Raw genomic sequence first — 13376 nt, 5'->3', positions numbered from 1 at the left:
CACGACCACGTCCGGCGCGCGCCACCCGAGGCCTGACTGGCGGTGTTCACGGAAATCTTCGGCTACGCGGCCATCCGGTATTCGACAGGCGTGTACCCCGACACGCAGAAGTGCATCGTCTTCCCGGAACTGCTCGCGGACTACGAGACAGCCTTCCTGTCGCCCGGCGGCTTCTCGCTATAGAGAAACCATCTCATCTACCAGCGACTTCAGGCTGGGATTGGAGGCAAGCACGACGGCACGCAGGTCCGCATTCCGCGCAATCTGTCCGAGCAACCTGGGCCCGTGAATCGCCTTGTCGTACTTCCGCTTCTCATTGGCGCGAAGGCGCTCGCTCACAGCCTCCGCAGCTTGCCGTACCGAATAGACATCCTTGACCGGCTCACCGAGTCCAAGCACGTCGCATGCTGGAAGGATGAGGGACTCACGCTCCCAGACAAGGACATGCGGATGAAAGCCCTCTGAAGAGCGCGCCCACTCTTCAGAGGGCTTTCGGCCACGGGCAATGAGCTCCATTCCGGCCTTCACGCCCTCGATGAGCTTCGGCAGCGACCTTTCCAGAGGAGGCTCCGGCGCCTGGACGCCCAACTGAGGAAGTCGCCACACATTTCGCGCGTCGAGCACGAAGAAGACATGGTGAAACCTGGGTGCGTAATTGAAGCGATAGAGTTCGTACTTCTCGCACTCCTTCAAGAGCTGCGCGGCGCCATCTACGGTGGCCCGCTGCGGAGGAAACCAGAGTCGCTCGCGTCCAGCCTGAGCGCGCAAGGCCTGGACACAGGTCTGGACCACCTCGCTGAGCCCGCCGCCGGTCCGGTCCTCCGTCACGAGGTTGACGCGAATCACGATTCAGGACTCCATCCTTCCAGGTCCCGCCGCATCTCACGCAGGCTGAACGTCTTGAGCCACTCCTGAAGCTGCTGGAGGTCCGGGCGGACAAGTGTTGTTCCCGCATCCCCCCGGCTGGCTACGACAATGGCCTCGGGCGTTTCATCCAGCAGGCCGATGAGTGCGTCCGACTGCGTAGCGAAGACGATAGGTTGCCGGTCCGAAAGAGAGCGGGCGGCGCCCACAAGCCTCCGCAGTGCATCCGGGTGCAGGTGCTGCTCGGGCTCGTCCACGGCGATGAGCGCGCTCCCAGGCTGGAACATGGCGCAGAGAATGGCCAGGAAGCTCAGCGTCCCGTCCGACAGTTCCGACGCGTCGTACGACTGGCCGTGGATGTCATCCCAGAAAAGCTGCACTGTGCCACGACTGACTGCGGGCATGCGCAGGTCCTTCAACGTCGGGAAGGCCAGACGGACGATGCCAAGGAACTCCTCCCAGTCTCCGGGACGCTCATCTCGCAAGGAGGAGAGAACCGCGGACAGGTTGCCTCCAGACCGGTCCAGCCTCGCCCCCGGCTCCAAGCGGACCGGGCGGCGCATGGGCACGGCGTCCGGGTCCGCCCATGCGGCCCCCGTGCGGAAATAGGGGTAGACAGCAATGGCCGCGAGGGCAGCCCGCACGGACTCAACGACAGGTGCTGCGATGCCTAGCTGCGAAAGGATGGACTCCCTCTCATTGGGGACAATCAGAGCCCGTCCGGAAAGCATCGCCTGGGAACCCTGTCGCGTCAGGAAGGGAGTCCAGCGGCCATCCGATTCCCGTGAGGCGAGTTGCTCGTCGGTGATGGAGAAGTCATAGGAACCCAGCGGGCCCACGGAGATGCGATAGCGCAGAGCAGTTGTGCCAGAAGTCGCCAGGTCCGCCTCGATGACCATAGCGGAGCTTCCAGCCCCACGCGTCAGCAGCGAGGCCAGTCCACCCCTCCTCCGCGCAAGCCCATCAGAGAACTCTCCTCGAGCCGCCTCCGATAGAAGCTGCAAGGCATCCAGTATCGAGCTCTTTCCACTCTGGTTTGGGCCGACGACAACGGCGAGGGGATGCGTCAAGTCGAGCTCAACTGAACGAAGCAATCGAAAGCCGGCGACATGGAGTCGCGTCAGACGGGTACCAGCTGGTGGCGCTTCGATTTCGGGAGCAGGGCGAAGGCGGGGTACAATCACCAAACTCGAAATGGTGTTTACATATTGCCGTTCCTCACGACTAACATCCGTACGCAGCAGCAGTTCGGGCACTCCCGTCACATAGATATTGACCGCAGCCGGGAACAGTCCCTGGCTATCCATTTTAGCAACGTAAGATGCACTCTCCGGGTCAGTTGAAGAAGCGGACTGCCACCGGAGGCTTGAAGCGTCAAAGCGTCGATCCTGAACTGCCCCTTCCACATTCAAGATGAAGCGAGAGGTATCAAGGCCGGAAAGCCCCTGAAGTTCCACGTGCAGTGAGTCACCATGTCGGTTCGCCGCCAACGTGTGAATTGGCCAGGGCGCCACAAGCTCAAGGGTGGCATGCTCGTTGTTGAGTCCTGGCCGCCCCATCTTCAGGCCCGTATAAGCCTTGATGACGCGGGAATACGACGCGTAGGCATAGTCAGTTTCCTGAGCCAGGAGCGAGTCATCCAGCTCTTCCTGGGCTATGAGGTCACTTATCTGCCGCCCGCGCGTGAATACCCTGCAACTCAATCCGACGCCGTCTTGGGCCTTGCGCTCGAAGTACCACCCTGGATCCACGCCGGGGAGAAGCGGAAGCAAGCGTGGGGGGCCAAACTCAATCGCCCTGCCATTGCCCAGCGCGAGATGTTCCAGTGATTGCTGGTCCAGCTGTACCAGCAGTTCCACGAGCCCTGAAATGGGCACCAGGAACTGATGTGCCGTCACTCGCGTCGTGACAAGCTCGGGCAAGACCGATGCAACGGTGCTGGCGCGAACCAACCTCGCGCTCAGCGCGATGATGGTCCTGGGCTTGAAACCCGAAGCCGTTGCAACCAGTCCCACCCGGACCGCGTCGAAGCGAGAGATGGCGGCAAGGCGCTCCGCAGCTTCGCGAAACTGTGTGAGAGCGTTGTTCACACTGAGGGAAGCTACCACGCGCGCAAGCGCCTCCAGCAAGCTATCGCGCCCCGCTGTCCTGGGGCCCACGGAGCACGCGCCCGTGGGCCCTGGCAGCTATTTCGGCCCGCTACTGCGGGTCCCACCCGGCATTGACCGTCATCCGGTCCAGCGCGCGTACGGAGACGTAGGGCACGAAGCCCGCGGCGCGCGCGCGCGTGTACGCATCCGCCACGTGCGCGGCCTGCACCGCGTAGTCGACGGAGAGCACCAGCTTGCCCGCCGCCCGGACGCGCGCGGCATTCGCGCGGTTCTCCGCGCACCATGACTCGCTGCACGCCACGTCGTCGGACCAGTACATGTCCTCCATGCCCAGTCCGTCGATGGCGGCCAGGTAGCCCGTCTGGTCGACGAGCTCGGGCGAGTTCTGCGGCATCACCTTGAAGGCCGGGTTGCGCGCCTTCGCGTACTGGTTGATGCGCGCGATGAGGTCCACCATCTTGCGCGCCAGGTCCGCCCGGTTGGTGCCCGCCGCGTTGGCCGGAATCTCCTCGTACGTCACCACCATGTCCAGGTAGCACCCGGTGAAGCCCCCCGCGAGCGCCCGGTCCAGCCGCCCCTGGACAACGGGCCACCAGCGCTCGTCCCAGTACTTGACGTACTGCTCGTCCGGCCACCCATCCACTGGCCCCAGCTTCAGGTCCGCGGGCACCTGCGCCCACTCGGGCCGGTACTCCTCGATGGCGCCAATCTCGAAGTACGCCAGCACCTGCTTGCCGCTGGCCTTGAGCGCCCCGATTTCCGCGGCGGTGAAGTAGTTGCTGTGCCCGTCTCGCGCCAGCTCGACGACGGCCAGGTCGAACTTCGAGCCGGCAATCTGGTCCAGCCGGTCATCCGCGTAGTTCGTCAGCTGGTACGTGAAGCTGCTGACGCCCGTCCAGGGCAGCGGCGTCCCGCCATCCCCCGGCGTGCCGGCGTCCGTAGGCGTGCCGGCGTCCACCGGCGTGCCGGCATCCGTGGGCGTGCCCGCGTCCACCGGCGAGCCCGCGTCGGTGCCCGACACCTGGACGCGCACCACCAGCAGGTCGAGCAGCGAGGCATCCGCAGAGGACTCGGTGCGGTAGCGCAGCTTCACCGGGCCGCCGCTCAGGAAGCGGCCCACCGGTGCGGGCAGCGCCAGCGACGTCGCGCTCCACCGCCACGAGGTGGCGAAGGCGTTGTCACCCACCACCACCCAGGCCCCCGTCGTGTAGTCCCAGGCCTCGAACACCCAGCGCATCGCCGACTTCGCGGGCCCTCGGAAGTTCACTCCCAGCTCCGCGGCCGTCACCGTCGCGGCGCTCACGCCCGCGGGCAGCGGATAGGTGCACGTCACCGAGGTGTTGGGGCTGAACTCCACGTACTCCGCCCAGCGGTCCTGCGTGCCGCTGAGCGTCTGCGTGGCAAGCCCCTGCACGCCCTGCCCCGAGCCGATGGAGCCCCGGAGCACCTGGAGGCTGGAGCAGGTGAGCGTCTGGGCGTTGGCCAGCACCCGTGCCTCCTGCTCCTCCAGCGTTTCGCTCGAAGGCGGCCCTCCACAGGCGGCGAGCACGGCGAGCAGGACCCATGACATCCGGGCGACGGCGACTCTCATTGAAGAGGCTCCCTGGATAGAGGCGCGGCGTCGGGAAGATTGCCGACGCGCTCCGTTACCCGGGCAGCTTGAAGCATCTCCAGACACTCTCCAATGAGGAACAGGGACATGGGAATTCTCACAGGCAAGGTGGCAATCGTGACGGGCGCGAGCTCGGGTATCGGCTTCGCGACGGCGGTTGCGCTCGCAGCGGAGGGCGCGAAGGTGGTGGCGAGCGCGCGTCGCGCGGCGCAGGGTGAGAAGCTCATCGCGCTCATCAAGGACCGGGGCGGCGAGGCCACGTGGGTGAACACGGACGTGCGCGTGGAGGGCGACGTGCGTGAGATGGTGCGCACCGCCGTGTCGAAGTACGGGCGGCTCGACTGCGCCTTCAACAACGCGGGCACGGGCGTCATGAAGCCCCTGCATGAGACGACCAACGAGGACTACGACGCGCTGATGGACGTCAACCTGCGCGGCGCCTTCTGGTGCATGAAGTACGAGCTGCAGGCCATGCTCGAGGGCGGTGGTGGCTCCATCGTCAACTGCGCGTCGGTGGGCGGCACGGGCGCGCTGCCGGGCATCTCCGTCTACAGCGCGACCAAGTCGGCCCTCCTCGCGCTCACGCGGGGCGCCGCCGTGGAGTATGCGCAGCGCGGCATCCGGGTGAATGCGGTGAGCCCCGGCGTCGTCGAGTCGGAGATGGGCACCTCGGGCTGGCGCCTGGACGACCCGCGGGCCCGCGCCTTCGCCTCCTCGCTCCACCCGATGAACCGGGTGGGCGCGCCGGAGGAGATTGCCAGCGTCGTCTCGTTCCTCTTCAGCGACAAGGCGTCCTTCCTCACCGGCCAGGACGTCATCGTGGATGGCGGTCTGCTGGCGGCGGCCAATGGCGCCACGCAGATGTTGATGGCCGCGCGCTGAGCCCGGAGCGTCAGCGCCGGGTCGCCTTCTTGCGCGCGGTCCTCGCGGCCGCGGTGTTCCTCACGAACTGCTTGCCGCGCCGCGAGCCCGCGCGCTTGGTGCGCTCGGTGGCCTGCTTCTGCGCCGGGCTGAGCCGGGCCCACGCCTTCTTCGGGAGATAGCGGGAGGTGGTGCTCCCCTTGCGGGCGCGCGTGCCCCCTTCCTTCGTGCCCCACTCCTCCCGGGTCCAGGACTGGAGCGACTTCTGCCCCCCGCTCCTGCCCCCGCTGTAGCCACCGCCGGCCTTCTTGTACTCGGCGGCCACGAGCTGCGCCTTGCGCGCGCTCCACTCACCGGCCTTGCCCCCCTTGCTGCCGCGCTTCACGCGCGCCTTGATGCGCTCGCGCAGCTCGGGCTGCGTGTACCGACTCTTCGTGGCGCTCTTGCGGGTGCTCTTCCTCGCACGCGCCGGAGTGCTGGACGCGGCGTGCTTCGTCCGCGGGGACGCGCGAGGGGTCGAGGTGCGTGAGCGCTTCCTGGCGGCCATGAAGGCCCTCCTTCCGGCATTCGAGCCCAGCCAAGAGGTGGTGACAGGCCCCCTCCCCTGGCAAGCGCCACCACTGGCCAGGCTGGCAGGGAGCCGAGGCCCTGGCCGCTACTGCGGGTCCCACCCGGCATTGACGGTCATCCGGTCCAGCGCACGCACGGAGGCGTAGGGCACGAAGCCCGCCGCGCGCGAGCGCGTGTATGCATCCGCCACGTGCGAGGACCGCACCGCGTAGTCCGTGGACAGCACCAGCTTGCCCGCCGCCCGGACTCGCCCGGCGTTGGCGCGATTCTCCTCGCACCAGTCCTCGTCGCACGCCTCGTCGTCGGACCAGTACATGTCCTCCATGCCCAGTCCGTCGATGGCGGCCAGGTAGCCCGTCTGGTCGACGAGCTCGGGCGAGTTCTGCGGCATCACCTTGAAGGCCGGGTTGCGCGCCTTCACGTACTGGTTGATGCGCGCGATGAGGTCCACCATCTTGCGCGCCAGGTCCGCCCGGTTGGTGCCCGCCGCGTTGGCCGGAATCTCCTCGTACGTCACCACCATGTCCAGGTAGCAGCCCGTGAAGCCCCCCGCGAGCGCCCGGTCCAGCCGCCCCTGGACAACGGGCCACCAGCGCTCGTCCCAGTACTTCACGTACTGCTCGTCCGGCCACCCATCCACCGGCCCCAGCTTCAGGTCCGCGGGCACCTGCGCCCACTCGGGCCGGTACTCCTCGATGGCGCCAATCTCGAAGTACGCCAGCACCTGCTTGCCGCTGGCCTTGAGCGCCCCGATTTCCGCGGCGGTGAAGTAGTTGCTGTGCCCGTCTCTCGCCAGCTCGATGACGGCCAGGTCGAACTTCGAGCCGGCAATCTGGTCCAGTCGGTCATCCGCGTAGTTCGTCAGCTGGTACGTGAAGCTGCTCACCCCCTCCCAGGCCACGGGAGGGCCCTCGTACGGGCCATCCGGCGCGTCATCCGAAGACGAGCCACCACAGGCAGCGAGCACGGCGAGCAGGGCCCATGACAGCCGGGCAAGGGCGCTTCTCATGATGGCCTCCCTGGAAGGAGCGCTGCCAAAGAGAAGCCGGGAGCGCGCCGTAGGTGGAGCGGGCTTAGACCACCCGCGCCGACACCTTCAAGGGCGGTTGCAAGAACAACTGTGTCCTCACGCGGACCAGATGGTCTCCACCCGGGCGCGCACCTTGCGCCGCGCCTCCGCGAAGCCCGGCAGCGAGCGCAGGGGTGCGAGCACCGAGCAGCGCTCCATCCACTCCAGGTCGATGAGCGAGGTGTCCGCCGCCCGCTGGAGGTAGTGGAGCGCACGTTCCGTGTCGCCCCGGATGCTCATCTGCTCCGTGGCGAGCTGGCACAGCATCGATGCGAAGCGGGAGTTCAGCTTCCGGGAGAGCACCTCATCCAGCGCGGCGGCCGCCTCCGCCACGTCCAGCTCGCCCAGCACGACGGTGCAGTAGTTGGCGGCGTAGGCGGCAATCGGGCTCGGGTCGTCGCTCAGCTCGGTCCGGCACCGCCGGACCTCGTCGAGGTCCCCGTTCCACGCGGCGACGCGCATGCGGACGATGAGCGTGGGCAGCGACAGCAGCGGCTGCGCATCCAGCCGCTCCGTACACCAGTGGTAGGCGTCCCACTCCCCGTGCAGCGCGCTGCAGCGGGCGACCTCCATCAACGCGATGGCCAGCGTGGGGTCCAGGGCATACGCGAGCCGCAGCCGCGCCATCCCCTCGCCCGCCCGTCCTGCCTCGCACTGCAGGCTGCCCAGCATCTGCAGCGCCGGCGCATAGGTGGGCGCCGCGTCGAGGATGCCGCGCAGCGCCACCACGGCGTCGCGCCAGCGCCCCTCGTGGGTGGCCAGGATGGCTCGCGCGTGCTGCGTCTCCACCACGTCCGGCGCCAGCCGCTGGGCCCGCTCCAGGCTGGCCCGCGCCATGGCGTGCCAGTCGCGCTCGGCCTCCGTGGCGCGCAGGAACCCGGCTCGCAGGACGGCCACGGCATGCAGTGCCACCGCCGGGAGGAAGGCCGGCGACGCCGCGATGAGTTCCTCCAGCGGGGTGACGACCTCCTCGGCCATCTGCCGGGACATGGCGCGCAGGTGGGCGGCCCCCTGCCGGTAGCGCGCCAGCGCGTCGGGAGGGACGGCGTCACGGTACGCCACGATGAGCAACTCGCCGCGCAGGGCCTCCGCCAGTCGCTGCGCCAGCCGGTCCTGGAGCGCGAACGGGTCCTCGTCAGTCTCGTCGAAGCGGCCGCTCCAGAGCTGGGTGCCGGAAGCGCCCTCCACCACGCGCAGCGTGGCACGCAACGTCTTCCCCGACCCCTGTACCGTCCCGTCCACCACCAGCGCCACGCCCAGCTCCCGCGCCGCCACCCGGGGGTCGCGCTCCTGGCGGAAGCGGGCCGTGGCCCCGCTGCTCTGCACCCGCATGCCGCGCGTGCGCGACAGCAGGTCGATGAGGGCCTCCGTCACCCCCTCGCCCAGGAACTCCTGCTCGCGAGCGCCCATGAAGCGCAGCGGCAGCACCGCCAGCGAATGCTCGCCCACGCGCAGCGGCGTGCGCGGCGTCGGGCGCCTGGCGTCCGTGCCCGTCGCCATCGTGGGATGGAAGTCCCCGCCGGTGGAGACTCCTGGTGCCGGCGTCAGGGGCGCCTCCACGAGCTCACCCACGGAGACGAGCCACTCGCGCAGCGCCACCGCCACGGCGTGGGCCCCGTCGGGCCGCGCCTCCCGCTCTCGTGAGAGACAGCGCAGCACCAGCTCCGCGAGCGCGTCCGGCACCTCTGCCCGCAGACGTGGGTCCGGCGGTGGCTGCCGCAGCCGGGCGACGGCCACCGCCATGGCCGACTCGCCGGTGAAGGGCGGCTCGCCGGTGAGCAACTGGTAGAGCACCAGCCCCATGGCGTACAGGTCCGCGCGCGCGTCCACCTCGCCGCCCTCGAGCTGCTCGGGGGACATGTACAGCGGCGTGCCCACCAGCCCCTGCGTGCTCGAGGCCGTGTCCCCCGCCGTCGCCCGGGCGATGCCGAAGTCGGTCAGCACCACGCGGCCGCCCGCCTCCACCAGCACGTTGGCGGGCTTGAGGTCCCGGTGGACGACGCCGGCGGCATGCGCCGCGGCCAGGCCCTCGCAGAGGGCCAGCGCGATGCGCGCCGCCCGTGCAGGCGCCAGGGCGCGCTCCCGATCCAGCACGGTCTGCAGGGTCTCTCCCTCCACGTACTCCATGGAGAGAAAGAGCCGCCCGGCGTGCTCGCCCAGGTCGAACGTCCGCGCCACGTGGCGGTGCGAGACGCGCCGGGCGAGGCGGACCTCGCGGCGGAAGCGCTCCAGCCACTCCGGGGCGGGCGTGGAGCCCAGCTCCAGCACCTTCAGCGCGACCAGGTCTCCCACCAGCGTGTCGCGCGCCCGGTACACGGCGCCCATCCCGCCGCGCCCCAGCAGGCCCAGCATCTCGTAGCGCCCCGCGAACAGCTCGCCCTGCTCCGTCGCCCCCGGCGTGGAGGCCGGCCGGGGCGTGAGCATCGTCGCGTCGCTCCCGTCAGGCGGGGGTGGAGTGGTGGAGTCTTTCTCCTCGGACAAAGCGGTGGGACTCTAGCCGTCCCGCTCCTTCCATGCCCGGCAATCGCCCTGTGGAGGGCCCGCTCGCAGGCCTGCCTTGAAGACGGGCCCGCCTCCTCCCGGGATTCTTCACTCCCCGTCCGTCCCGCGATGCCTCACGCGCCCGGGCCCCGCGCCTCCGCCGGACGGAACAGCGCGCAGGCACGCACCGGCTGGGGCGGGTACTTCTGGGGCAGCAGCGGGCACATGATGAACGTGGTGGTCCGCGACTGGACGTAGCGCGGGGGCGCCGCGCAGCGGTGGCAGAGGCTCTCCGGGAAGGGCAGCGCGTCGGGCGGGGGCGTCGTCATGGGCTTGGGCGGCGGGAGCATCGCATGCCCCACGCCCGCCTGGCGCTTCATCGCCGTCCCGCCCGGAGCCAGTCGATGGCCTCGCGCGCCACCTCGGGGGGAATCACGTGGCCGCCCTTGAACTCGTGGTAGCGCACCTCCAGGCCCACCGCCTCCAGTTGGGGGACGATGCGCCGGCTGCACAGCGCGATGGGAAGCACGGCGTCCTTTTCCCCGTGGGAGACGAACAGGCGAGGCTCGCCCAGCGTGTCCCGTGCGGCCGCGAAGCCCGGCGAGAAGGCGATGAGGTGCCGGAAGAGGTCGCCGTTGATGAGGCCCAGCGACAGCGCATACGACGCCCCGTCCGAGAAGCCCCCGAGCACCACCCGCTCCGGGTCCACCGCATAGCGCGTGAAGACGTCCGCCAGCACCTGGTCCAGGAAGGCCACGTCCTGGCCGTAGTCGCCCTGGATGAGGTCCCAGGTGGGGCCTCGCGACTCGGGGGACAGCAGGAGGAAGCCCTCCGCGTCCGCCAGGTCCTGCAGCACCCCCAGCATCTGCCGCGCGTTGCCTCCCGCGCCGTGCAGCATCACCACCAGCGCCGCCGGTTGCTCGGGCCGGTACCCCTCCGGCACGTACAGCAGCCCGTCGCGCCTGCCACCGAGCCCCAGCGGGTGCAGCCCGCGCGGGCCCGCCTCGCCTCCCGCCGGCTTCGGCCGCGCCGTCAGCCGTCCATCACTCCTCAGCGTCTGCAGGGCCACGCCCCGCGCTCCGTCGTATGCCATCGTCGTGCGTCCAGGTTCCTGGGTGTGTACACACCCGGCGCCCGCCAGGAGCACCGCCGCGGTCCCCAGCGCCCATCCGGCACGAGGCCACCGCCCACCGCCGCTCCCGCGGGAAGACCGCTGTCTCATCTCGCCTCCTCCAGGCCCCTACTGGCCTGACTTCTGGAGTCGCGCTGCGCGAGAGACACCCGGGTGTTGGGAGACAACATCTCGCGCGCGTCTGACATTTGCGTGTGACGCCTGGCCGACTGCCCTCCTTAGTATCCTCGCATGCGTATCGATGAGATGGCTGTCGAGCCTGCCCGCCTGCGGCTGTGGGGCCCGCGGGCCACCCTGGAAGTGTCGTGTCCCCTGCCCGGCGTGCTGCGACTGCGCCACGCGCCGACCTCCGCCACCGTCGGCTTCCTGCACCCCCAGCTTCCGTCCAAGCGCTCGTGGGCCGTGGTGGGCGCTTCGGGCCTGAGGCCCCTGGAGGTGACGCGCGAGGAGGGCCGCGTGCGGGTGCGCGCCGAGGACGTGGCGCTGGAGCTGGCGACGGACACCGGCACGTGGAGCTTCCGGGACGGTGAAGGGCGCGAGCTGGCGCGCAGCACGCGCGTGGCGGGCGAGGTGAAGGCCGGCTACCCGATGAGCACGTACCGCTCGTGGCTGACGCTGCACGCGCCGCCGGGCGAGGCCTACCTGGGCTTCGGCGAGAAGGTGGGCCCGCTGGACAAGCGCGGCATGCACTTCACGTTCTGGAACACGGACGTGATGCCGCACCACCCGGACACCGACCCGCTGTACCAGTCCATCCCCTTCTTCGTGGGCCTGCGCGGCGGCGTGGCGTGGGGGCTGCTGCTGGACGAGACGTGGCGCTCCGAGGTGGACGTGGCGCTGGAGGACGCGGGCCAGGTGGCCTGGGAGTCCTGGGGGCCGGAGCTGGACTGCTACCTCTTCACCGGGCCCCAGCCGGCGGACGTGGTGCGGCGCTACACCACGCTCACCGGCCGCATGCCGCTGCCGCCGCTGTGGAGCCTGGGCGCGCAGCAGAGCCGCTGGGGCTACGAGAACGCGCAGGAGGTGCGAAGCGTCATCCGCGGCTATCGCGCCAGGGATTTGCCGCTGGACTGCGTGTACCTCGACATCGACTACATGGACACCTACAAGGTCTGGACGTGGGACCGGACGCGCTTCCCGGACCCGGCCGCGCTCGTGCGCGACGCGGCGGCCGAGGGCGTGCGGCTGGTGCCCATCATCGACCCGGCGCTGAAGCAGGAGCCCGGGTGGTCCGTGTACGAGGAGGCGCGCAAGCGCGACTACCTGGTGCGGTATGACCGGGGCGACGTGCTGGTGGGCGAGGTATGGCCGCGCCCCGCCGTCTTCCCGGACCTGACGCGCGAGGAGGTGCAGCGCTGGTGGGGCGGCCTGCACCGCGACTTCGTGGCGCTGGGCGTGGCGGGCTTCTGGAACGACATGAACGAGCCGTCCTGCTTCGCGGTGCAGCCGGACGTGGGCATCCTCACCATCTCCAACGAGCGCGCCGACGGCATCGGCCGGGTGGAGGGCAAGACGCTGCCGTACGACGCCCGGCACGGCGACAAGCGACACCTGGAGGTGCACAACGTCTATGCCCTGGGCATGGCGAAGGGCGCGTGGGAGGCGCTGCGGGAGCTGCGGCCGGAGGCGCGCCCCTTCCTGCTGACGCGCGCGGGCTCGGCGGGCATCCAGCGCTACGCGGCGGTGTGGACGGGGGACAACTCCAGCCACTGGACGCAGTTGGAGACGTCCATTCCCATGCTGCTGGGGCTGGGCCTGTCGGGCGTGCCCTTCACGGGCGTGGACATCCCCGGCTTCATCGGCATGCCCAGCGGCGAGCTGCTCATCCGCTGGATGCAGACGGGGACGTTCTATCCGCTGATGCGCAACCACGCAGGCAAGGGCACCCAGCCGCAGGAGCCGTGGCGCTTCGGCGAGCCCTACCTGTCCCTGGCGCGCGACGCGCTGAAGCGCCGCTACCGGCTGCTGCCCACGCTCTACACGCTGATGCACGAGGCTTCAGAGACGGGCCTGCCCCCGCTGCGTCCGCTGGCGCTGCACGCGCCCGGTGACACCGAGGCGGTGGCGGCGTTCGACCAGTTCCTCTTCGGCAAGGACTTGCTGGTGGCGCCGGTGGTGCGCCCCGGGCACACGAAGCGGCTGGCGTACCTGCCGGAGGGGCTCTGGCTGGACTGGCCGGGGCTGGAGCGAGCGGGCTCGATTGTCGAGGGCGGCCGGCACGTCATCGCGGAGGGGCCGCTGGACACGGTGCCGGTGTGGCTGCGCGCGGGCGGCGCGGTGACGCTGACGCGGGCGGCGAAGCACACCACCACGGCCAACTGGGACCACCTGGAGTGGCACCTGCACGCGGCAGCGGAAATCCACGGCCGGCTCTACGAGGACGCGGGGGACGGGTACGGGGACTCGCGCCTCACGCGCGTGAGCGGTGGGCTGGGCGCGGGCGTCCTCAAGCTGGAGCGGCGGGTGGAGGGCCGGCTGCCGCTGTCGCGCTCGGAGGAGACGATTCGCGTGTACGGGCTGCCCTACGCGAGCGGGGTGACGGGCGCGCTGTCCTTCAAGTTCGAGCGCGGTGTGCTGGAGATGCGCGTGGCCGCGGGCTGGTCGGAGCTGACGGTGGACACCTGAACCCGGAGAACAGGTTGAGGCATGATGCGGGAGCCCGCGGCCTCCCGGGCT

Annotated in this window: 11 protein-coding genes; 3 read left to right on the top strand and 8 right to left on the bottom strand. The window is 69.8% G+C overall.

Annotation, left to right across the window (positions count from 1 at the left end; translation table 11 throughout):
- Positions 1-42: 42 nt before the first annotated feature.
- Positions 43-183 carry a hypothetical protein gene (locus LXT23_RS25090; protein WP_253982814.1) on the top strand — a complete coding sequence of 47 codons (141 nt, stop codon included), beginning with the start codon at positions 43-45 and terminating at the stop codon, positions 181-183.
- Here the strand turns inward: LXT23_RS25090 and LXT23_RS25085 are convergent.
- From LXT23_RS25085 to LXT23_RS25075, 3 genes are all read right to left on the bottom strand, one after another.
- Positions 178-846 (bottom strand): DUF4276 family protein, encoded by a 669-nt coding sequence (locus LXT23_RS25085; RefSeq protein ID WP_253982813.1) that lies wholly within the window; start codon positions 844-846, stop codon positions 178-180. The two genes, LXT23_RS25090 and LXT23_RS25085, sit on opposite strands and share 6 nt — an antisense overlap.
- Positions 843-2954, bottom strand: a complete 2112-nt coding sequence (locus tag LXT23_RS50405; protein WP_253982812.1) for an AAA family ATPase — start codon at positions 2952-2954, stop codon at positions 843-845. Before LXT23_RS50405 ends, LXT23_RS25085 begins: the two co-directional genes overlap by 4 nt.
- Before the next feature lie 109 nt (positions 2955-3063).
- Entirely contained in the window at positions 3064-4566 is a 1503-nt protein-coding gene (locus LXT23_RS25075) for an endo alpha-1,4 polygalactosaminidase (RefSeq protein WP_253982811.1), read from the bottom strand.
- A gap of 108 nt (positions 4567-4674) precedes the next feature.
- On the opposite strand from LXT23_RS25075, the gene LXT23_RS25070 reads away from it, so the two are divergent.
- A complete protein-coding gene (locus LXT23_RS25070) occupies positions 4675-5469 on the top strand; it encodes a glucose 1-dehydrogenase (RefSeq protein WP_253982810.1) in 795 nt (264 codons plus the stop codon).
- Positions 5470-5479: 10 nt separating this feature from the next.
- Here LXT23_RS25070 and LXT23_RS25065 read toward each other — a convergent pair whose 3' ends face one another.
- The 5 genes from LXT23_RS25065 to LXT23_RS25045 all read right to left on the bottom strand — a co-directional run bounded on the left by LXT23_RS25065 (position 5480) and on the right by LXT23_RS25045 (position 10661).
- Positions 5480-5995, bottom strand: coding sequence for a hypothetical protein (locus tag LXT23_RS25065; RefSeq protein WP_253982809.1), 516 nt, complete (start codon positions 5993-5995; stop codon positions 5480-5482).
- 108 nt (positions 5996-6103) lie between these two features.
- Positions 6104-7027 (bottom strand): endo alpha-1,4 polygalactosaminidase, encoded by a 924-nt coding sequence (locus LXT23_RS25060; protein ID WP_253982808.1) that lies wholly within the window; start codon positions 7025-7027, stop codon positions 6104-6106.
- Positions 7028-7144: 117 nt separating this feature from the next.
- Positions 7145-9511: a protein kinase domain-containing protein gene (locus LXT23_RS25055; protein WP_253982807.1), complete on the bottom strand. Its 2367-nt coding sequence runs from the start codon at positions 9509-9511 to the stop codon at positions 7145-7147.
- Between the two features lie 191 nt (positions 9512-9702).
- The gene (locus LXT23_RS25050) at positions 9703-9897 is read right to left on the bottom strand and encodes a hypothetical protein (RefSeq protein ID WP_323379083.1); all 195 of its coding nucleotides are present in this window, start codon (positions 9895-9897) and stop codon (positions 9703-9705) included.
- A 47-nt stretch (positions 9898-9944) separates the two neighbouring features.
- Positions 9945-10661, bottom strand: a complete 717-nt coding sequence (locus tag LXT23_RS25045; protein WP_253982805.1) for an alpha/beta hydrolase — start codon at positions 10659-10661, stop codon at positions 9945-9947.
- Between the two features lie 270 nt (positions 10662-10931).
- Here LXT23_RS25045 and LXT23_RS25040 point away from each other — a divergent pair, with 270 nt between their 5' ends.
- Positions 10932-13325 (top strand): glycoside hydrolase family 31 protein, encoded by a 2394-nt coding sequence (locus tag LXT23_RS25040; protein WP_253982804.1) that lies wholly within the window; start codon positions 10932-10934, stop codon positions 13323-13325.
- Positions 13326-13376 lie beyond the last annotated feature (51 nt).

The sequence above is a fragment of the Pyxidicoccus xibeiensis genome, from assembly GCF_024198175.1.
In the GTDB taxonomy this organism is placed as follows: domain Bacteria; phylum Myxococcota; class Myxococcia; order Myxococcales; family Myxococcaceae; genus Myxococcus; species Myxococcus xibeiensis.
Note: the sequence above shows the minus strand (reverse complement) of the source record. Positions and strands in the feature narration are given on the sequence as shown.